Origin of the sequence: Paenibacillus allorhizoplanae, assembly GCF_927798215.1 — a bacterium.
GTDB lineage: Bacteria > Bacillota > Bacilli > Paenibacillales > NBRC-103111 > Paenibacillus_E > Paenibacillus_E allorhizoplanae.
Window position 1 is genome coordinate 55,218 of record NZ_CAKMMW010000028.1, and the last position, 19,798, is coordinate 75,015.

General features: G+C 47.2%; 19 protein-coding genes. 10 read left to right on the plus strand and 9 right to left on the minus strand.

From position 1 onward, the window contains the following. Nucleotides 1–86: 86 nt before the first annotated feature. From L6I86_RS30470 to L6I86_RS30510, 9 genes are all read right to left on the minus strand, one after another. Nucleotides 87–1,100, minus strand: a complete 1,014-nt coding sequence (locus L6I86_RS30470) for an extracellular solute-binding protein (RefSeq protein WP_236292314.1) — start codon at nt 1,098–1,100, stop codon at nt 87–89. A 78-nt stretch (nt 1,101–1,178) separates the two neighbouring features. Then, nucleotides 1,179–2,255 carry an ABC transporter ATP-binding protein gene (locus L6I86_RS30475; RefSeq protein ID WP_236292316.1) on the minus strand — a complete coding sequence of 359 codons (1,077 nt, stop codon included), beginning with the start codon at nt 2,253–2,255 and terminating at the stop codon, nt 1,179–1,181. Nucleotides 2,256–2,291: 36 nt separating this feature from the next. Continuing rightward, entirely contained in the window at nt 2,292–3,950 is a 1,659-nt protein-coding gene (locus L6I86_RS30480) for an ABC transporter permease (RefSeq protein ID WP_236292318.1), read from the minus strand. A 203-nt stretch (nt 3,951–4,153) separates the two neighbouring features. Then, nucleotides 4,154–5,188 (minus strand): ABC transporter substrate-binding protein, encoded by a 1,035-nt coding sequence (locus L6I86_RS30485; RefSeq protein ID WP_056622519.1) that lies wholly within the window; start codon nt 5,186–5,188, stop codon nt 4,154–4,156. A 24-nt stretch (nt 5,189–5,212) separates the two neighbouring features. Continuing rightward, the gene (locus tag L6I86_RS30490; protein ID WP_236292320.1) at nt 5,213–5,998 is read right to left on the minus strand and encodes a DUF3919 family protein; all 786 of its coding nucleotides are present in this window, start codon (nt 5,996–5,998) and stop codon (nt 5,213–5,215) included. A gap of 43 nt (nt 5,999–6,041) precedes the next feature. Next, entirely contained in the window at nt 6,042–7,481 is a 1,440-nt protein-coding gene (locus tag L6I86_RS30495; RefSeq protein ID WP_236292322.1) for a sensor histidine kinase, read from the minus strand. A gap of 3 nt (nt 7,482–7,484) precedes the next feature. Further along, nucleotides 7,485–8,159, minus strand: a complete 675-nt coding sequence (locus L6I86_RS30500) for a response regulator transcription factor (protein ID WP_236292323.1) — start codon at nt 8,157–8,159, stop codon at nt 7,485–7,487. A gap of 262 nt (nt 8,160–8,421) precedes the next feature. Further along, the gene (locus tag L6I86_RS30505; RefSeq protein ID WP_236292325.1) at nt 8,422–9,690 is read right to left on the minus strand and encodes a sensor histidine kinase; all 1,269 of its coding nucleotides are present in this window, start codon (nt 9,688–9,690) and stop codon (nt 8,422–8,424) included. Further along, nucleotides 9,690–10,370 (minus strand): response regulator transcription factor, encoded by a 681-nt coding sequence (locus tag L6I86_RS30510; protein ID WP_056622509.1) that lies wholly within the window; start codon nt 10,368–10,370, stop codon nt 9,690–9,692. The genes L6I86_RS30505 and L6I86_RS30510 overlap by 1 nt, the downstream gene beginning before the upstream one ends. A gap of 220 nt (nt 10,371–10,590) precedes the next feature. Here L6I86_RS30510 and L6I86_RS30515 point away from each other — a divergent pair, with 220 nt between their 5' ends. The 10 genes from L6I86_RS30515 to L6I86_RS30560 all read left to right on the plus strand — a co-directional run bounded on the left by L6I86_RS30515 (nt 10,591) and on the right by L6I86_RS30560 (nt 19,792). Continuing rightward, nucleotides 10,591–11,328 (plus strand): polyphosphate polymerase domain-containing protein, encoded by a 738-nt coding sequence (locus tag L6I86_RS30515; protein ID WP_236292327.1) that lies wholly within the window; start codon nt 10,591–10,593, stop codon nt 11,326–11,328. Beyond that, nucleotides 11,325–12,005, plus strand: coding sequence for a DUF4956 domain-containing protein (locus tag L6I86_RS30520; protein ID WP_236292329.1), 681 nt, complete (start codon nt 11,325–11,327; stop codon nt 12,003–12,005). Before L6I86_RS30515 ends, L6I86_RS30520 begins: the two co-directional genes overlap by 4 nt. Before the next feature lie 32 nt (nt 12,006–12,037). Beyond that, nucleotides 12,038–13,876, plus strand: coding sequence for a carbohydrate-binding domain-containing protein (locus L6I86_RS30525; protein WP_236292330.1), 1,839 nt, complete (start codon nt 12,038–12,040; stop codon nt 13,874–13,876). 385 nt (nt 13,877–14,261) lie between these two features. Beyond that, a complete protein-coding gene (locus L6I86_RS30530) occupies nt 14,262–14,615 on the plus strand; it encodes a hypothetical protein (RefSeq protein ID WP_236292331.1) in 354 nt (117 codons plus the stop codon). 366 nt (nt 14,616–14,981) lie between these two features. Then, nucleotides 14,982–15,359: a GntR family transcriptional regulator gene (locus tag L6I86_RS30535; protein WP_236292333.1), complete on the plus strand. Its 378-nt coding sequence runs from the start codon at nt 14,982–14,984 to the stop codon at nt 15,357–15,359. 3 nt (nt 15,360–15,362) lie between these two features. Beyond that, nucleotides 15,363–16,076 (plus strand): ABC transporter ATP-binding protein, encoded by a 714-nt coding sequence (locus tag L6I86_RS30540; protein WP_236292335.1) that lies wholly within the window; start codon nt 15,363–15,365, stop codon nt 16,074–16,076. After that, nucleotides 16,077–16,820 carry a hypothetical protein gene (locus L6I86_RS30545; RefSeq protein ID WP_236292336.1) on the plus strand — a complete coding sequence of 248 codons (744 nt, stop codon included), beginning with the start codon at nt 16,077–16,079 and terminating at the stop codon, nt 16,818–16,820. A 2-nt stretch (nt 16,821–16,822) separates the two neighbouring features. Beyond that, nucleotides 16,823–17,902: a DUF4097 family beta strand repeat-containing protein gene (locus L6I86_RS30550; protein ID WP_236292337.1), complete on the plus strand. Its 1,080-nt coding sequence runs from the start codon at nt 16,823–16,825 to the stop codon at nt 17,900–17,902. A 20-nt stretch (nt 17,903–17,922) separates the two neighbouring features. Next, nucleotides 17,923–18,855 carry an ABC transporter ATP-binding protein gene (locus L6I86_RS30555; protein ID WP_236292338.1) on the plus strand — a complete coding sequence of 311 codons (933 nt, stop codon included), beginning with the start codon at nt 17,923–17,925 and terminating at the stop codon, nt 18,853–18,855. After that, nucleotides 18,848–19,792, plus strand: coding sequence for an ABC transporter permease (locus L6I86_RS30560; RefSeq protein ID WP_236292339.1), 945 nt, complete (start codon nt 18,848–18,850; stop codon nt 19,790–19,792). The genes L6I86_RS30555 and L6I86_RS30560 overlap by 8 nt, the downstream gene beginning before the upstream one ends. The last annotated feature ends 6 nt before the right edge of the window (nt 19,793–19,798 follow it).

A 19,798-nucleotide genomic window follows, 5' to 3' on the forward strand; every position in this document is an offset into this window, starting at 1 on the left:
GTCCACCTTTTCCATATAAAGTTACGTTATGATGATAACATGAAACGACAAATTTTTACATGAGTTTAACGAGTACTAAACGGGTACTAATCCAACGCTTCCCGCCATTGGTTTAGCAGTTTTTCATGCAACTGAGCAGCTAGATCAAAGCGGTAAGTGGCAAGGAGATTCTCAAGCTTCACTGGCGCAAGAAGCGGATTCACAGGAATATTGGGCGCTACCGGGAAGGAAAAAGCTGTGTTCATATAATCGGTTTGAACCTCTTTGGAGAGCATGAAATCAACAAGCTGTTTCGCCGCTGCAGGATTGTTGCCTCCCTTCAGGATGGAGACAGCACCAATCTCCCAGCCTGCTTGTGGGGGAATAAACGAGCTTATGTTATAGCCCGAGTTTTTGAAACGCAGCTGGTCGCTTAGGAAGGAGACGGCTGCTGCCACTTCGCCTTCAGCTAAATGCTGTGCACTTGTGTTGCCGGCGAACGTCATGGAGGCGCTTTGCTTCTTCAACGCTTGCATGAGATCAATGGCTGCGCTATCCCCGCGCTGCTGGGCAACCGATGCGAGCAACGTGTAGCCTGTCCCCGACGTCTCGGGGTCGGGAATCTCAATCTTGCCCTTGAGCTCAGGGCGCAGCAGATCCTCGTACCGCTGTGGCAGCGGAAGATTCGCCAGCTGAGGATCTTGTTGCCAGACGGTTTGGTTGACGCCAATGGCAAGTGCACCCATGTAAATGCCGGTCCAATAACCGTCCGTATCTTTGTACTTGGAGGGGATGCTGCCAGCGGAGGCAGATGAATAACGAAGCGATTTACTCTTGTTTTTGAGCTGCTCGTGTAAATCCGCAGGGCCACCGAGCACGACGTCAATACCTGTTTTGCCCAGCGTCAGCAGGTGGTAGCTCGCTTCACCACTGGACATCCGGATGATATCATAGGGTTGATCCGTTTTTTCCTTGAACGTCTCGAGCAGAATTTTCCCTGCATCCTCCTGGAAGATGACGTATACCTTAAGAGGCTGGTTACTTTTCTTCTCCCCGAAGACTAGATATCCAAGGTACACTCCGATACCGACTATGAGCACGAGCAATCCTTTTTTCCACATGGCGAAACTCCCTCCTGAACAGCCGAAAAAGGAAACCAAAGTTTCCCTTTTCAACCTGCAGCTATTTCTTATGTTAAACTAACTTATTTTAATCAAATGAATTTTATCATCAGCTGCACTAATCGTGACATTCCCCTGATATCTTGTCAAACCGATATCATACGCATCGACAATCCATTCTTTCATATCATCATCTAGAATAAAGTATCGTTCCTTCTCGCCGAGGAACATGGAAGATTTCACGAAGCCGCTCACTATAAATTCGCCGGCATTCGTTGCATTAATACGCATGGACTCAGGTCGAATACTGAGCAGCACTTTCTCACCTGACGTCACAGCTTCATCAATCGTCACGCTTGCAGTACGTTTGCTCGTACCATATTCCACAGTGGCTTTGCCATTGGCAAAGTCACGTACAACGGCATCAACGAAATTCGTTGTCCCGATAAAGTCGGCGACATAAGGCGTGCGAGGCTTGTAATAAATATCATGTGGCGTGCCGTACTGATCAATCGCGCCTTTGTTGAAGACAACGATGTGATCGGACATCGATAAGGCTTCCAGTTGGTCATGAGTGACGTAAATGACGGTTAAACCAAGCTCTTGTTGGATGCTGCGCAGCTCCACACGTACTTCTTCACGCAGCTTCGCGTCCAAATTACTTAGCGGCTCGTCAAGCAGGATGATCGGCGAGTTCATGACGAGTGCCCGCGCCATAGCTACCCGCTGCTGTTGCCCCCCGGACATCTCATGCGGATACCGCTCCTCAAGTCCGGTCAGTTTCACTTTAGCCATCGCAGACTTAACGCGATCCTGTATTTCCGCCTCAGGGCGCTTTTGAATATCTAGCCCATAAGCCACATTATCGAATACCGTCATGTGCGGGAACAGGGCGTATTCCTGAAATACCATCGGTGTTCCGCGTTTGTACGGGGGCAAATCGTTGACGAGCTGGCCATCAATCTTGATTTCACCCTCATCAATGGTATAAAAGCCGGCAATCGAGCGCAACAAAGTCGTTTTCCCACATCCACTTGGACCGAGAAATGTAATGAACTTCCCGCGTTCAATCTGCAGATCGATCTGTTTGAGAACGTGGTTGCTGCCAAACACCTTACTTACATTTTTTAAATCTAACAATATATGTGAACTCATGATTCTCACTCCTTAGGACGTAAGTGTTACGTATAGTTAGAAATCGAAAATTTTGACCTTCGAACGGAAAATGAGCTTCATCACACCAAGCGTAGCCAGCGTTGTCCCCATCAAACCGACGGCAACAGCTGCTGCCCAGTAGTAAGTACCGGTCTCTGCATAATTAAAGATGGATACAGCGGCGACGACCCATTTGGGCGTAATAAGAAAGACGATGGTGCTTAGCGTGTTCATATTTTTCATAAATGCATAGACGAAGTTCGCAACGATGGTCTTTTGCAGCATAGGAAATACGATGGTTGTTAATGTGCGGCGGCTGTCTGCGCCAAGATTCGTTGCGGCTTCCTCAATCGATTTATCAACCTGCTTAAAGGAAGCGGTGAGCCCGCGATAGCCGACTGGCATCTGCTTAAGCAGCATGGCGACGATAATGAGAATGGCTGATCCTTGCAGCATAATCGGTCCATTGCTGAAAGCGACGATCAAGGCTAGACCAACGAATGTTCCTGGAAGAGCAATTGGCAATACGGCTGTGAAATCCAGCAATTTTTTGCCGGGGAACGGCTTGCGTACAACAACATAGGCCAACACAAGGGCGAAGCCAACAGCCAGAATAGAACTAATAAGCGACAAGACTAAGCTGTTCATGACAGCAGGGCTGGAGGGGTTAAACACGATTTTGAACATATGATCCAGCGTAAAGGTGTTGTCCCGTCCGAAGTTTTTGGTAAAAGCGAACAGGATGGTGATCGCGAACATGGACAAGATGAAGAGCGCCATCATGCTGTTGAATATGAAAAGGAAGATATCTGTCTTGCGGGAAGTTTTCACCCGGTTGAGTCCTGAAACAGGCTTTCCAGTGATGGTCGAGTAGGAGCCTTTGGACAGCAGCTTGGCTTGAATCATGAATACCAACAGGGCAGGAATAACTAGAATGATACCCATGACGGATGCGAGTCCAGGCTCGTTATTAATAATTTCTCCGTAGATTTCAACAGCCAAGAGAGAGTAATTGCCCCCAATCAGCTTGGGATTCCCAAAGTCAGCAAAGCAATTGATTGCGACGAGTAGAAAGGCATTAATGACGCCAGGAAGTGCTAATTTAAACGTAATAGTACGGAAAAGCTTGAAGCCGTGTGCACCAAGGTTCTGAGCAGCGATTTCCAGGTTTGGCGAAATGGAGCGAAGGACGCCTGTTATGGTCATGTAGGCAAGTGGAAAATACGAAATCGTTTGTACGATCCAGAGGCCCGGCAGTCCGTATAAGTCCAGTTCGACGTTAAACCATGCTTTCATGGTTTGTGATACCATACCTCCTCTGCCGAATAAAAGCAGAAAGGCTAGGCCGGTCATGACAGAAGGCGCGAGGATCGGGAGAAAGGCGATAAAGCGGAAAAACTTTTTCCCCACGATGTTGCTGTAATGAATCGAGTACGCATAAATAAAGCCGCAGATGGTTGCGGTTAGTGCGGATAGGGAGGAGCTGACAACCGTATTGAGCAGAGCCTTAGCATACCGACTTTTGCTGAAAAAAGTTGTCCAATCCGTTGCTCCTGGCAGCGCTATCACATAAATAAGCGGATAAATGACGAAGAGACAGAGAACAGCGAAACTGATGAGGACAAGGATCAGCGATGATGGATCTTTCATCAGTCTGCCGATCGACGAGCCCATACCCTTTTTTTCTATGATCATAAGGGGTTCACGACCACCTTCCAAATTCATTGTGTAGGAGGGCATTGATTAGCATAAGAAGCATGGCTTCAATGCCCTGTACATAGGCTTTTTCCACATAAGAAAGTTTAAGTTTTCGGCTTCCGAAAACGGCTTTCTTATTGGTAATAAAACTTACCTCTTAACGCGGTCGCTCATCTGGAATGGCCTCGTTAGAAGTTTTCTCATTTAAGATCTTTTAGTGCATCTTGCAGCTCTTTACGCTGTTCGGCAGCTTTCCACAAGCTGTAGGTGGTGTTATATTTCGTTGCTTTGATGTCAATGCCGCCTTTAGGGATCGGTACAGTAGGTTTCACGGAACTTGCAAATGCAGACTCGGTGTAAAGAAGTCCAGGTTCATTGGTTAACATGTAATCCATTAGTTTCTTAGCGCCCGCTGTGTTAGCGCCGCCTTTGACGACTGCCAGTCCACCAACTTCATAGCCTGCAGCTTCAGGGACTATACTAACAATCGGGTTGCCTTGATTTTTCATCTTTAACTGGTCGCCAAGGAACGTAATACCGATTGTGTACTCGCCTTTGGCTGCTTTCTGAATCGGCTCGATACCGGATTTCGGTCTTTCTTTAAGATTGGGAAGAAGTTTGGCAACATACTTCAGCATCTCATCTTTCCCCCATACTTGCGCAAGGGAAGCTACAGCTGTATAGGCTGTACCCGAAGTAGCCGGGTCGGACATTCCGATCTCGCCTTTAAATTTCGGATCTAGCAGCTCTTGGAAGGTCTGCGGGTAAGGAGCTGCAGCGTATTTCTCTTTCCAACGCTGTTCGTTGATACCAATAGCGATAGGATTAAGATAGAACCCGGTCCAGAAGCCTTCTTTGTCCTTCATATTGTCAGGAATATCTTTGGCATTCGGCGAAATGTAGGCTTCAAGCGCACCGGCTTTTTTCAGTACCTCATGCGAATCAGCGGGACCGCCCATCAGGAAGTCGGCCTGCGGCTTGCCCATCTCATTTTGTACACGGGTCACGGCCTCACCACTTGGCAGACGAAGGACGTCGTAGTCAATTCCCGTTTCTGCTTTGAATTTATCTAAGATCTTGCGGGCCTCTTCTTCTTGGAAAATGGAGTACACCGTAATTTTACCTTTCGATGTCCCGCCAAAAACACCTGATTTGTACAGGAAGAATCCTGCTATCAGTACAACAACAATGACAGACACGATCATAATGGAACTATTGCTTTTCTTTCTAGCCATTTCATCAACCATCCCCTCGATATGTTAGGAGGCATCACTTAACTTGAAATAGGCTTTATGGTTGGTTTCATCTAACAAATCGAAAACGATGAAGTAAGCGTTATCATACCGGTCAAGATGCAGCCAATGCTTTCCGTTCACCGCTTCGTCGGTCAATTGCACGACATAGTGGCTACTAGGCTGTTCAGCCATGAAGTCGAAATGACTGAAATCGATCAGCCTGACTGCAGATCGCATTTGCAACGTTAGCGCAGACCGATCCGCCTCGGAAAGTGCTGTGAGCAGGCCATCCTGCAAACGGAATACTTGATGGTTCCTGTTTGCAATAACGCCACTTACTGTATCCGCAGTGAGCGTCTTGTCGATGAGCATATTCTGCAGTTTCCGAATTTCAGCGCTAATTTCCAGTGAATTGACCGAGTCTGTTCCGAAGCGAAAGCCGCTGGTACCAATTTGGAATGGGATATCCTCCTGATCCAGATAGGCAATGGAGCCCGTTAACAACAAACGTGAAGCGTTTGCACGCGTTTGCGGCTTTCCCCCGTTTAATATACGGGTAAACGATGCTTTCCACGAAATAAGCTCTTTCGGATCATCAATGGTAATCGTGCCAACGCCAGGATACGTCACGTTCATGCGCATAGGAACACCGTCGAACATATCACGGCTGTTTGCTTCCTTAGGGACGATACGCACTTCATCGACGCCGATACGAAACACATAGGCAAAAATGCCGATCGACGTACAACCAATAACGATTTGTAGTAAGATGAGACGCAACCATGAAAGCCCTTTCTTCTCCTCTTGCATGTAGATTACTCTCCTTTTATCTCAGAAAAATCATCGATTTGTATCAATTTTGTAACAAGCCTTGCGTGAGGGTTGGTTCGTTTTGGAACATCAAAATGACTTCAGTACCTATTTTCTCACGGCTATGTATGGTAATGCTACCGCCTTGCAGCTCCATTAATTGCTTGCAGAGCAGTAAACCAAGCCCGTGGGAATGCGTCGAAATGGGACGCTTCTGATTGTGCTCAGAAGAAGCTAGGAACAGTGCGGCTGTATCTTGCTCGTTTAAGCCTTTGCCGTTATCCGAAATGCGGACATGGCAATGATATTCTAGCTGCTCTAGACGAATATGGAGATGTGTGCATTCACTGTGCTTAATCGCATTTTCAATGACGTTAAACAGGACCTGCTGTGTGCGCTTGGGATCAACGTAGACCTCGCACGGCTCGACCTGCAGCGTTGTCGTAATGGATGATTTATGCAGCGTAGGTTCAAGAATTCGCAGACTATCCGTTAGAATTGCCGCCAGATCTGCGCGCTCAAGCTGTACGCGCCAAGCTTCATCGCCTTTGAGCGATGTTTGCAGCAGCTCTTCAACCATTTGTAACAGACGTGTGCTTTCCTTGCGGATGTAGACATTGCATGTTCGAATATCTTCGACACGCTCCATTTTGTCAATCAGATCGGAGAAGCCAATGATAGAGGTTAGCGGTGTTTTAAGCTCATGTGTCACATTATCATAAAATTTCTTCTGTTTGCTTTGTTCATACTGAAGGAGACCGATATGCTCTTGGAGCGCTTCTGACATTTGATTGAAGTCATCGGCCAGTTCCCGGACTTCATCTTGACTAGTGACAACAATCTTTCGGCTGAAATCACCAACGGTTACTTGCTTTAGCGCCTGTTGGAGGGCGTGCAGGGGTCTCATGATAAAGAAGGAGAAGGAGTAGCTTGCAAGCAACGCGATGAGTAAGCAGCCGAGCGCAACGCCAATAAACCAAGAGCGCATCTCAGATAGCGTTTCTTCGTGCTTATTCAGATCTAGCAGGTAGCGGAATCCGCCTACAATTTTCCCCTCATAGGTGAAAGGAGAGGCATAAATAAGAATTTTGTTGTTCTCACCTTCGGTAATGACAGTTGCCGATTGTCCAGCTAATGCAGCGTCAATATCGCTTCGTTTCATCAAGTCTTCTTTGTTGCCGCTATCGCCGATAATGGTACCCTCCGGATCAAATAGCTGTACTTGGAAGTTGCTGTTAGCCGCAAGGTGGGAGGCAATTAGCGGAGCATAAGTCCCAGAAAAGAGCTGTTCAATACTAATTTTTTTATCGTTAACAATTTTTAAAGCTTCAATGCGGTGCAGACCATAGTACTGGGCCAAGGTTTGGGTATCCCGCTCAATCATGCTTTTACTCAGTGTATAATTCACAACAACATACATCGAGGCAAGCAGCATAATGATCGTTATAGAGTGCTGGATGAACAGTTTGTTGCGAAGCTTCATGGCTTAAACCTCCAGTTTATAGCCCGTCCCATGAACTGTGGCGAGCACGTGGTCGTAGGGTTTGATTTTTTCCCGCAGACGATTGACCATCATATCGACAGACCGCGTCTGTCCGTAATACTCAAATCCCCATACTTGGTCCAAAATGTGCTCGCGGGTAAAAACTTTCTTAGGATTTCTGCATAGCAGCCAGAGGAAATCAAATTCCTTGCTGGTCGTTTTAATAGATTTGCCAGCCAGTTTTAAAGATCGCTCATTTCTATCAATCTCGATCATGCCAACTTGAAGGACGTCAGCAGATTGTGCGGTTGTATCCGATGTTACACGGCGCATGACAGCGCGAATCCGCATAATAAGTTCACGTGTTTCAAATGGTTTAGTTAAATAATCGTCGGCTCCGAGCTGGAAGCCTAGTATTTTATCATTCATTTCATTTTTGGCCGTGAGTACAATGACGGGTATTTCTTTATGAATTTGCTGGAGTGTCTTCAGGAGCTCAAAGCCTGACTGATCAGGCAGCATCAGATCCAGCAAGATGAAATCGATAGGCTCTGAGGCGAGTACCTCAAGACTAGAAGCTACGGTGCCAGCAACAACAGGATGAAACCCCTCTACTTCAAGGCTTAATTTGAGCAGCATTTGAATGCTAGAATCGTCTTCGATAATTAAAATATTCATAGGAAAAGCTCCTTTCCGATTACATTTTGCCTACCTCATTCACTATTAATGAGCATGTTCCTTGTGTATCCATTCTACACAAGGAAAACGACAAGTAAATACGTGAATAAAATGTGGCCCACAAAAACAAGGAGGAATGCACATCAAACATGGGGGGATGGGGGTGGAAGCAGAAGAATGAAAAGGAGCTAAACGCATCTAAGCCGCTTAGCTCCTAAAAATCCACTTATTTAACTGCTGAGAATGAACGATACCAATAATGCTATGAAGGGAGCTGCACATAGAACGACGTTGTCTCCTGCAGCACACTTTTGGCATGAATTTTGCCTTTATGCTGCTCGACAATGGACTTGGCGATGGCTAATCCAAGCCCGTAGCCGCCGTGCTTGCGTGAACGCGATGGATCCGCACGGTAGAAGCGGTCGAAGATCCGCTCCACATGCTCAGGTGAGATACCTTCACCGGTATTGGTCACGGTGAGAAGCGTGTCGCTATGATGTTTCTTGAAGGTGAGCGAAATGGCTCCCTTCGGCAGCGTATATTTGATCGCATTGTCCATAAGAATCATGACAACTTGTTTGATTTGCTCGCTATTGCCGTGCAAGGTTAAGTCGGGCTGAATCTCGTAATCCAGCGTAATATCCTTCTCGAACACGACGGCTTCCATCGTGAGAAGGACACTTTCCACAGACTCACTCACGTTGAATTCGCTGTACAAGATTCCCGCTCTAGTATCATCCATTTCCGTGAGATAGAGGAGGTCGTTGGTGAGCGTCTTCATGCGTTCCGTCTCCGATTTGATGCGATGCAGCCATTTCGATTGGCTATCGATGGTATCCTCGCTATTCGCTAGGAGAACATCCGCATTGGTATTGATGACGGCTAGCGGTGTTTTCAACTCGTGAGATGCATCCGCGATGAATTGTTTTTGTTTCTGGAAGGCCTCGCGGACTGGTGCGATGGAACGATTCGCGAAATAGCGGCTCGTAAAGAAGATAACGATCAGCATCACCAAGCCGACGAGTGTGAAGGTATAGACAAGATTCGTCAGGATGGTCTTCTGAGCCGTAACATCGAGATAAACGACGTTATACCCGGTGTCATTCTTTTGCACCATAAATGCCCATTGGTTGCCATCCAGCGTAAACTGGCCGATATCCGATCTGTTGGTGGAGGCTTCCTTAATAGCTGTTTCGTAGAATGCTGTGTCCATGTCAAAACGGGAGTTTGTTGCTGTGATGTTCCACTGGGCATCTGCTTGCAGCATAAAGGAAACTGATCGCTCGGGTGGTGAATCATTGTAACCCTGAAGTTCTTGCGGGTGATGCCCGCCATCAGGTCCACCCTTCGGACTCCCCTTTTTCCCATCAGGCTTGAGATTGAATTCCGCAACGCGATGCAGCTCCATATCGATGTCGGCCTTTACATTCCCATAGGTGATGAAATAAATCGTAGCGAAAGACAAGAGCATGATACAGGATATGATGACTAGATTCACGATGAGAAATCGGTTGCGCAGCTTGATAAACATCAGGAGGTCACCTCCTCCAGCACATATCCGACGCCTCTAAGGGTCGAGATACGGACAGCCGCGTGTAAGAAAGTCAATTTCTTGCGTAAAAAAGAGATATACACTTCCACGTTGTTATGTTCCACCTCGGAATCGAAGCCCCATAGCTTCTCGATGATCTGTTCTTTCGATGTTACGGCCTGCTTTCTTGTCATTAACAGCTCCAGGAGCTCGCTTTCTTTTAGAATCAGCTTGAGTTCCTTCCCCTTGCATGTCAATTTGAGATTCCCTGTATGCAATTCGATGTCCCCGAACTTCAAAGCATCCTCTGGTACGACCTCGCCCTTGCGTCTTAGTGCCGCTCGTATCCGAGCCAATAGTTCCTCTGTTGAGAACGGTTTGGACACGTAATCGTCGGCCCCGTAATCCAATCCCGCGATTTTATCTGAAATTTCTCCCTTTGCCGTAAGCAGAATAACAGGTGTTGAAATTCCTTTGGTGCGCAATGTCTTGAGAATCGTGATTCCGTCCATTTCAGGCAGCATGATGTCGAGCAACAGAAGATCATATATACCACTTAACGCATTATCCAGCCCGGACTGTCCATCGTGAACAACGTCAACGGAGTAATGGTGTTTTTTTAAAATTTGAGTTAACGCTTCAGCTAAATGTACTTCATCTTCCACGATTAGAATTCTCATGGTCGTTTCCCCCTTAGTGCCCCAAGATGCTTCGAATGGCATGGCTTCATTATAGGCCTGTGAACCTTTAATCAACCTTAATAGTAGCACTACAAGTGCGGATTTACGAAAAGAACAACATTCATTTCGCATTTAAGTTTCACTAAAGGTTCGAGGGCTAAGATACACTCATGGAACAGCGAGCAACACGCAAGGTGAAACAAGAAGGAGGCGCATCACAATGGCGATTGAAGTATTTAATCGGTATGAAAATAAGTATCTGATGGATACGAAAGCCTTTTACACGATCTATAATCGACTGCTCGAATATATGGAAATGGACGCCTACAACAAGAATGAACAATTCTATTCGATCAGTAATATCTACTTCGATACCGAGCATGATTCATTAATTCGAAATTCGCTGGCGAAGCCGAAATACCGAGAGAAGCTGCGAATAAGAGCTTACGGGGTTCCAAACGCAGATGCGAAGGTGTATCTAGAGCTGAAGAAAAAGGTGTTCGGCCTGGTGAATAAAAGAAGAACCGCGCTGAAGCTGAACGAGTCGTATGACTTTGTACGAACCAAGGTAGAGCCAGAATTCAAGGATTATATGAACAGACAAGTCATTCAGGAAATTAAATATTTCCTGCAACGTTATGATCTGGAGCCGAAGGTATATCTGGCGTATGACCGGATTGCGATGTTTTGCAAAAATAACCGAGATTTGCGGATCACCTTTGACACGAATATCCGTTCCAGACGGTATGATCTCAAGCTCGAAAGTGGCGATCATGGCGATCAGCTGATGGGCCGCGGGCAATGGCTTATGGAAGTGAAGGCGGAGAAAACGATCCCGCTTTGGTTGTCGAAGATGCTTTCGGAGCATGACATGTTTCGAACGAGCTTCTCGAAGTACGGCAACGAATATAAGAAAATGCGAAATGAACAGTTAACGGGGGAGAGGATTCAATTATGATCGATTCCATTTTTGCACAAGTCACAGCAGGCACAGAATTAACACTCATGAATGCTTTATTAACCATACTTATTGCAATTGTACTAGGTGCTATGATCAGCTTCATTTATATGAAAACACAAACTAACTACACACAAAGCTTCACGTTAACCATGATTGTTCTGCCAGTTATTGTAGCCATTATTATTCTATTAATCGGCAGTAACATCGCTAGAGCGTTCAGCCTTGCCGGGGCCTTCTCCATCATTCGATTCCGAAGCGCTCCTGGAGATCCAAAGGACATTTCCTTCGTCTTGTTCACAATGGCGGCAGGGCTTGCTTGCGGTGTTGGTTCGTTTGGTTACGCGATACTTTTCACGCTTGTACTGTGTGTCTTGATGTTTGTCCTGAAAGTCACTAATTTTGGTGCGAAGAAGGCTGCACAGAAGTTATTGAAAGTGACGATTCCCGAGAGTCTGGGGTATGAAGAAGCGTTTGCTGAAGTGTTCAAGATGTTCGACATTGCCTATGAATTGAAAAAAGTACGTACAACCGAGTTAGGCAGCTTATATGAGTTAGTTTACGTCGTGACGATTGATCATTTGACGAGTCAGAAAGAGTTCCTAGACGCCATTAGATGCAGAAATGGGAACTTAGATATCACCTTAACGATGAGCCCTACAGCGGCTGAATTTTAAAAACAATGCAACTGAGAGAGGAAGATATTTCTATGAAAAAACCGTTGAATATGAAAGGCGCAGGTGTCCTACTATTATGCGCTGTTGTGTTAGCAGCATGCAATGAAACGACTGATATCGCTTCGACACCAGCTGTAACAACGACTGGAACGACTACGGCTGCTGCAAGTGGAAAAGCAGTGACCACAGATGTCATCCAGAAGGTGGAGTTTGCGGCGGAGGATGCCTATACAGATTGGGCTTCTGCGAATCCGACGAAGATCTCGTTAACGGGTACTAGTGCAACGATTGAGGGTGAAGGGGCAGCGGCGAAGGATGGTAAGATTGCAATTACGAAGGCTGGAACGTATGTCGTTAGTGGAAAATTGACAGATGGTCAAATAACGGTCAACGTGAAGGATAAGGGCGTCGTTCGATTAGTTTTGAACGGCGTGGAGATTTCGAACAGCACGTCTTCCGCGATCTTTGTCGAAGAGGCGGGCAAAGCGATTATCTCCTTACAAGAAGGAACAGAGAACATCGTTTCAGATGGAACTAAGTATGTGTATCCGGATGCAACGACCGACGAGCCGAATTCGGCGATCTTCAGCAAAGACGATCTGACGAGTAATGGAGCAGGGAAGCTTGTCGTGAAAGGGAACTACAACAACGGGATTACCAGCAAGGATAAGCTGAGAATCACGGGAGGCACACTGGATATTAAAGCTGTTGATGATGGCGTGATGGGGCGAGATTTAGTCGCTGTCCAAGCAGGTACATTGACCATCGATGCTGGTGGACATGGCATCAAAACCTCGAACGATAAAGAGGGTGAGGAAGGTTATATCAGCTTTGCTGGTGGAACCTTCACAATCAAATCCGGCGAGGATGCGTTGCACAGCAGCGGAGGTCTTGATGTGAGCGGTGGAGATCTTCACATTAATGCTGGCGACGATGGTATTCACGCCGAGGTATCACTTGCTATCGCAGGTGGTACGATCGATATCACGCAAAGCAATGAAGGGATCGAGGCGCCTGCGGTTCTGATCTCAGGTGGTAAAACCAATGTCGTCTCTACGGACGACGGTGTGAACATTTCCAGCGGCGATGCGGAGTCCGCTGAGAGCGGTGGCGCTCCGGGAGCGGCGACTGGCGCAGCAGGAGCGGGCGCTGGTGCTGGTGCTGGAACTGGCCAGGCTGGGGCAGCACCTGCTGGCGGGCCTGGCGGTGCACCAGGGGCATCTGGCGCGAATTCGAGTAATATGCTGACGATTACCGGTGGCTTCTTATCCGTCGACTCGAAGGGCGACGGGTTGGATTCGAACGGCTCCATCACGATGAGCGGCGGTACGGTGGTAGTCAACGGGCCGATCGAGAACAACAACGGCTCCCTCGACTATGATGGCACGTTCGTCATGACAGGCGGCTTCCTTGTTGCCGCGGGAAGCTCCGGCATGGTACAAGCCACGTCCGACAAGTCGACGCAAGCCGGTGTCCTGATGACATACACCAAGACCCAGCAAGCGGGTGCGCTGGTTCATCTCGAAGATAGCGCAGGTAACGCCATTATCACCTTTGCGCCAGCGAAGAACTATCAATCGGTGTTCGTCAGCTCACCGAACCTGAAGCAGGACGCTTCGTACACGCTTAGCTCGGGTGGATCTTCAACAGGCACCGCTACGAAAGGCTTGTTCGAAGGTGGCACGTACCAAGGCGGGACGAAGGTTGTCGACTTCAAGACGGCGACACTGATCACTTGGTTGTCTGAAACAGGCGTAACTGAAGCTAGAAGCGGGATGATGGGTGGTCCTGGCGGTGGCAGACAAGGCGGAGGTGGAGGCGGCATGCCACCACAAGGTGGTGGACAGCGTCCGCAACGAGCCGCACAGTAAATCGAACGAAGCATCATGTTATGAGGCTGTCCTCACGTAGATCATTACGTGAGGACAGCTTTTTGTTAGTTTAATTGTACCCTCTCCGCCGACGTTCCAATATGAGTAGTGAGAAGTAGTGAGGATAAAGAAAATGGGAAAAGTGTGGAGTAATGTGAAGTAGTAGGAGAAAGTGCGGCAATGAGTAGCAAGGTAGTGGAGGCGACAAATGTAGTGGCCCTGATGACTTTCAAGTCTGAAAAGCCTTAAAGCTTTCAGGTCCTCAAGCTCTCAAGTCCCTCACCCTGTCATAAATGCAAATGAGCATCTTTTGAATGGGTTTCTCCTACGTTATTAGAAATTGATGCGAATAGGCATCAATTTGGAGTAATTTCAGGAGATTATCATGAAATACGTTAAAAAGGTTGCCGATTTGCACGCATTTACTAATTTGCGCCATAAATCAGTAGAAAAGGTTGTATTTTTGCATTTTTTAGAGAAGGGAGAGGAAGTGGAAGTAGAAGGAAGTGGAGAGGGTGATCAATCCTACACTCCACGCCGCCTCGCCGCCCCGAAGTGCCCCGCTTACCAGCAGTCTGCCAGTGCATGCAAGCTGGCCCACAAGCCCACAGGCCCGCATTGCTACGACTACCCTGCCGCTACCCGTGTTGTCTCCACGCCTTCAAACAACCATCTTGCCAGCACGTACATAGCATCCCGCCCACGCCAGCCGCAGCCCGTCCGGAATGCCACCCGCTGACCTTACGTCAACCGCCACTACCACCGTACGAGTGGTTTCAAGCAGACGAAAGGGAACCTAGTTGCGCTAATACGTCAAAATCGGCTATTCTTTGCGTGGAGAGGAACAAGAGTGCGCTAAGTGCGCGATTTTTGGTGTTTTTCGCGTTTTTCGAACAAATAGGACACTCACGTTCCCTTGGACGCCGTTTTTCCCATAGTTCACGGCAAATAGCGTCCCCTCGTTCCCCTTCCCCAGGGTGGGCTTACGCGCCCACTCTTTTGTCATGTCCATAAAAAGCCGTTGACAATTCTAGCGGATACAAATATTCTTATAGTGCACTAGTTCAATAGTGCACTGGTTTGCGGTGTAGAGGAGGGTAGGACGGTGCAACTTAATTTTAATAGCCCGAAACCGATTTATTTGCAGATGGTCGATGAGGTTAAGAAAGCATTGGCTAGGGGCGAGCTATCGCCAGGTGATAAAATCCCGTCCCATAAGGAACGGGCACAAATTTCACAAGTGAATCCCAACACGGTGATGAGAGCTTACCAAGAGATGGAGCGGGTGGGTTTGACGGAAACGTTACGAGGACAAGGTACTTTTATCAAGAATGATCCAGCGATGCTCCTATCGATTCGTTCCGAAATGGCGCAGGCTGCGGTTCATCAATTTATTGAAGAAATGCGCGGCTTAGGCATTGAACCGGACGAAATGGCGCATATGCTTCGGGATACTTTACATATAGAACGCAAGGAGGGATAGACCGTGTCAAGCGAAGAGAATCCGTACATGATTGAGCTCAAGGACATTCATAAGAAGTATTTGTTAAAGCAAGCGATAAGCGGCATCGATCTTCAGATCAAGAAAGGCACAATTGTTGGCTTACTAGGGCCAAACGGGAGTGGGAAATCAACACTGCTCAAGATGATGGCCGGTCTCATCTATCCAACTTCGGGCACGATTCTCGTAGGCGGCAGGAAGCCGGATGTCCACAATAAGCAGCATGTCGCTTACTTGCCTGAGATTGACAATCTCTACGGGTGGATGACAGTGAGGGAGACGCTGAAATTTATCTCGGGATTCTACAAGGATTGGCAGGCGGAAAGAGCAGCGGAGATGCTTGTCAAAATGGAGCTGGATGAGAACCAGAAGGTTCGAAATCTGTCCAAAGGGATGCGGGCGCGATTGAAATTGATTGCAGCGTTGTCTCGGAATGTGCCGCTGATCTTGCTGGACGAGCCGTTCTCTGGTATTGACCCCTCGTCTCGAGCCAAAATTATCCGCTCGATTATTAGTGAGTTTCAATCGGATGAGCAGACGATCTTGCTCTCTACCCATTCCGTGAATGAATCGGAGCCCATGTTCGATGATGTCATTTTTCTGCAGAATGGTCAGGTTAAGATATTCGACTCCACTGAAAATTTGCGCGAGACGTACGGCTGCTCGTTAGAGAACATTTGGGAGAAGGTGTACGGGTAGATGGCACTCTGGAACCTATTCAGGAAAGAAACAAAGAGTATTTTTCCCTTATACGGATTTTTCGCAGTGGGTGTTGTTGCGCTGCACTTAATTGTTTTGTACAAAAGCGCTGAATTCCAAATGGATGCAACGATGGTGCTGACACTCGTATTACCTTACGTATTCTTAGTTGCCTTAGCGATAGGAACCGGCTATTACCAACTCCATGTGGAGTGGAGAACGAACTCGATTTACCTCCTCCTATCCTTGCCGATTCGAGGGTGGAAGGTGCTGGCGGCCAAGTTAGCGGCAGTGGTATCTTTGCTGATTGCAACGTCTATTGTAATTGCAGCAAGCTTTGCGAGCTTGTTACTCCGTGTGGTTTGGGATGAAGTAAGTACAAGTGAGGATTGGTCCGAGATAGGCCCGAGTCTTGTAAATATTGTCCTCAATTTCTACTGGATCGCCATTGTCGTTATGTTGTTTTTGTTAATTGTCGTGCAATTCACGTTCCTATGTGGGCAGCTCGTTGCGAAATTCAAATGGTTTGTGATGGTCAGCGCGTTTTTTGGCATCATTTGGCTAGTCCTTCGAATTAGCCCGTTGTTATCCGACTTACTGTTATGGACACCAGAGATCGTGATTGGACATAAAGAGTCTGATATGGCTTTCTTGCATTCAGGACCCTTTATTGTGCTCGGGTTACTCTGTATAGGGTTAATTGCGCTAAATGGTTTTATTTTCGAGAAAGAAGTGGAGGTGTGAGGATGTCTTTTCGGCAAAAAAGAAGTATTCTTCTCATCTCCGTAGTGATGCTATTCCTGCTCTCGATTCTGGATGTTTCCATCCGTAAGGAAGATACCATTCAAGCTTTCAGTGAGCAATTCGTGAATAACGAGAAGACAGATGCTTATATGGGCGAGAGGCGAGCTGTAACGGCAATCGCGCAGCTTCAATCGGACAATAACAAGCCAGAGATCAAGGAAGTCGTGCTAACAAGTCAAAGAGGTAAAGTATCCGTACAACGTTCGGAGACGTCTACGATTCAGTTACAGGCTACGGTGACAGTAACCGCAGCGAGTACTGAGGCAGCGAATCGCAGGCGTGACGCGGTTAAGGTAGAGCAAGAAATCCAGAATGGACAACTAATGCTCGTTACGACAGCGAATGGAAAGTCCGTTGATCCAGACTATGTATCGATTGATTATGTACTTTCTGTCCCCGATATGATGAGAACGACGATTCAGAATGAAGATGGTGCTGTGCGAATTAGCGGGATTAACGGGGACGTTACGGCTACTTCTACAAATGGTCTCATGGAAATCGTCAATGTAAAAGGAGATCTGAAGGTGAAATCCTCCTATGGCAGTCTATATATGGCCGACATCAAGGGGAATCTTGATCTCGTCAACCGATCTAGTACAGTTAATATTGATCATACGCAAGGTAATTTACTCCTCGATCACCAATCGGGCAAAACGGATTTAACAGACATTACAGGTGAAGTCACAGGAAATGCGAAATACGGGTCCGTGTTCTTTCATGAAATGAAGGGCGCTGTATCCATTGCAGGACAGGGTTCCGATATGAAATTCGACCATATCCAGAGTGACATCCAAGTTGTGTCGGTCGAAGGCGGTAATATGACATTTATTTTGTCCAAAGATGAGGGGTATACGTTGGATGCTGCGGTGAGTAGGGGACGCATTCAATCCTTACTTCCTTTCCCTATCCAAAAGGGTACCGACAACGAAATGGAAACCCGCATGAGCGGTGTCTTGGGAAAAGGGACAAGAAAAATAGTAGCCAAGGTAGCATCAGGCGATATGATTTTTCAAGTTAACTAAGTCGAGAAGGAGGCCTATACATGAGCAGTGAACCTATTGTAAGTCTGCGCGGCGTTACGAAGCGAATCGGGCGAACAACCATTATCGATAATCTAACGTTTGACGTGCCACAAGGGGAGATCTTCGGATTCCTCGGGCCAAATGGAGCAGGGAAGACGACAACAATCCGAATGATGGTCGGATTAATGTCCATCACGCAGGGCGAAATTGTGATTAAAGGGAAGAACATTAAGCATGACTTTGAACAAGCGATCCGCCATGTGGGAGCGATTGTTGAGAATCCGGAAATGTATAAGTATTTAAGCGGCTATCATAACCTCATTCATTATGCGCGCATGGTACCCGGGGTTACGAAGGAACGAATTGACGAAGTAGTCAAGCTCGTGAAGCTGGAGACGCGGATTTATGACAAGGTGAAAAAGTACTCCTTGGGCATGCGCCAGCGGTTAGGTGTCGCGCAGGCGCTGCTGCATAGGCCGTCACTGCTTATTCTGGACGAGCCGACGAATGGCCTTGACCCGGCAGGGATACGTGAGCTGCGTGATTACCTGCGTTATCTGACGCGATCGGAAGGCATCACCGTCATTGTTTCAAGTCATTTGCTCAGCGAGATGGAGTTGATGTGTGATCGTGTTGCCATTCTTCAGCAAGGCAAACTTGTTGATGTGAAAACGATTCAAGATTTCATGGCAGATTCGCAGGATGGAACGCAAACGTACTTAATCGAAGCTACACCTGCGGAGCATGTGCTCGCTGCAATTGCTGGCATGAAGGGCATCAAAGATGTGAAGATTGTTCCGCAAGGCGTAGAGGTTGTGACCGAGAGAGACTGTATTCCTGACATCTTGGCAGATCTGATGCGTAGAGAAATCCGCATCTATGGTGTCCAGGTGCTGCGACAATCCCTAGAAGATCGGTTCTTAGAAATGACAGGAGGTGAACAAGTTGGTTAATTTGTTTCTCAACGAAAATATGAAGCTTTACCGTCGTGTACGTACGTGGATTATGGTCGCTATCATGATTGGCGCCGTTTTCTTAGGCAGTTTCATGGATTGGTACTATGATGACAAATCGGGGGAGACCGATGCTTGGCGAAATAACGTGATCGAACAGAAGCAGGAGCTCGCAGACGCGCTGAAGGAGCCGAAACGAAGTGTAGAGAGCAAGGCAAGCATCGAAAAGCAGATCGCTAGGTATGATTACCATCTCGAGCATAATATTCACCCGGAAGGGGGGACCATGTGGAGCGGAATTAACGATTCGGCGCATTTAATTATCTTAATCACCTTGTTCACCGTTATCGTTGCTGGGGACAGCTTGGCTGGCGAATTCACGACAGGGACCATCAAGCTGCTCTTGATTCGACCTGCGAATCGAACGAAAATTTTAGTGTCTAAATATATATCCATGATTGCATTTGGTTTGTTCTTATTAGTCATTCTGTTCATTGTATCGATTATAGTAAACGGAATTCTATATAAGTTCGGGTTAATCGATCTGCCCCTAGTAACCATTGACGCAGCAGGCCAGGTTGTAGAGAAAAGCATGGTTGCTAATCTATGGAAAACCTATCTGCTCAATGGTGTGTCTACGATTATTTTCGTCACCATGGCTTTCATGATTTCTTCTGCCTTCCGCAGCAGTATCATGGCGATTGGCTTCTCCATCTTTGCTCTATTTGCGGGAGCAATCTTCTTGGAGCTCTTGCAGCCTTACGAATGGAGTAAATACCTATTATTCGCTAATATTGATCTGTCCCAGTATTTGAGCGGTCGCCCGTATCAGACCGGAATGACACTTCAATTCTCAATTATCATATTGAGCATCTATTTCCTCATTTTCAATGTAGTGGCTTGGCTGGTATTCACGAAGAGAGATGTGGCGGCATAAGGCTAG

What these genes read in the sequence shown, in the direction of transcription:
- L6I86_RS30500 (WP_236292323.1), bottom strand. Translation starts at nt 8,159, where the DNA reads ATGAATATTTTAATTATCGAAGACGATTCTAGCATTCAAATGCTGCTC.
- L6I86_RS30470 (WP_236292314.1), bottom strand. Translation starts at nt 1,100, where the DNA reads ATGTGGAAAAAAGGATTGCTCGTGCTCATAGTCGGTATCGGAGTGTAC.
- L6I86_RS30505 (WP_236292325.1), bottom strand. Translation starts at nt 9,690, where the DNA reads ATGTTTATCAAGCTGCGCAACCGATTTCTCATCGTGAATCTAGTCATC.
- L6I86_RS30510 (WP_056622509.1), bottom strand. Translation starts at nt 10,370, where the DNA reads ATGAGAATTCTAATCGTGGAAGATGAAGTACATTTAGCTGAAGCGTTA.
- L6I86_RS30520 (WP_236292329.1), top strand. Translation starts at nt 11,325, where the DNA reads ATGATCGATTCCATTTTTGCACAAGTCACAGCAGGCACAGAATTAACA.
- L6I86_RS30490 (WP_236292320.1), bottom strand. Translation starts at nt 5,998, where the DNA reads ATGCAAGAGGAGAAGAAAGGGCTTTCATGGTTGCGTCTCATCTTACTA.
- L6I86_RS30530 (WP_236292331.1), top strand. Translation starts at nt 14,262, where the DNA reads ATGAAATACGTTAAAAAGGTTGCCGATTTGCACGCATTTACTAATTTG.
- L6I86_RS30495 (WP_236292322.1), bottom strand. Translation starts at nt 7,481, where the DNA reads ATGAAGCTTCGCAACAAACTGTTCATCCAGCACTCTATAACGATCATT.
- L6I86_RS30480 (WP_236292318.1), bottom strand. Translation starts at nt 3,950, where the DNA reads ATGATCATAGAAAAAAAGGGTATGGGCTCGTCGATCGGCAGACTGATG.
- L6I86_RS30550 (WP_236292337.1), top strand. Translation starts at nt 16,823, where the DNA reads ATGTCTTTTCGGCAAAAAAGAAGTATTCTTCTCATCTCCGTAGTGATG.
- L6I86_RS30475 (WP_236292316.1), bottom strand. Translation starts at nt 2,255, where the DNA reads ATGAGTTCACATATATTGTTAGATTTAAAAAATGTAAGTAAGGTGTTT.
- L6I86_RS30485 (WP_056622519.1), bottom strand. Translation starts at nt 5,188, where the DNA reads ATGGCTAGAAAGAAAAGCAATAGTTCCATTATGATCGTGTCTGTCATT.
- L6I86_RS30515 (WP_236292327.1), top strand. Translation starts at nt 10,591, where the DNA reads ATGGCGATTGAAGTATTTAATCGGTATGAAAATAAGTATCTGATGGAT.
- L6I86_RS30555 (WP_236292338.1), top strand. Translation starts at nt 17,923, where the DNA reads ATGAGCAGTGAACCTATTGTAAGTCTGCGCGGCGTTACGAAGCGAATC.
- L6I86_RS30525 (WP_236292330.1), top strand. Translation starts at nt 12,038, where the DNA reads ATGAAAAAACCGTTGAATATGAAAGGCGCAGGTGTCCTACTATTATGC.
- L6I86_RS30545 (WP_236292336.1), top strand. Translation starts at nt 16,077, where the DNA reads ATGGCACTCTGGAACCTATTCAGGAAAGAAACAAAGAGTATTTTTCCC.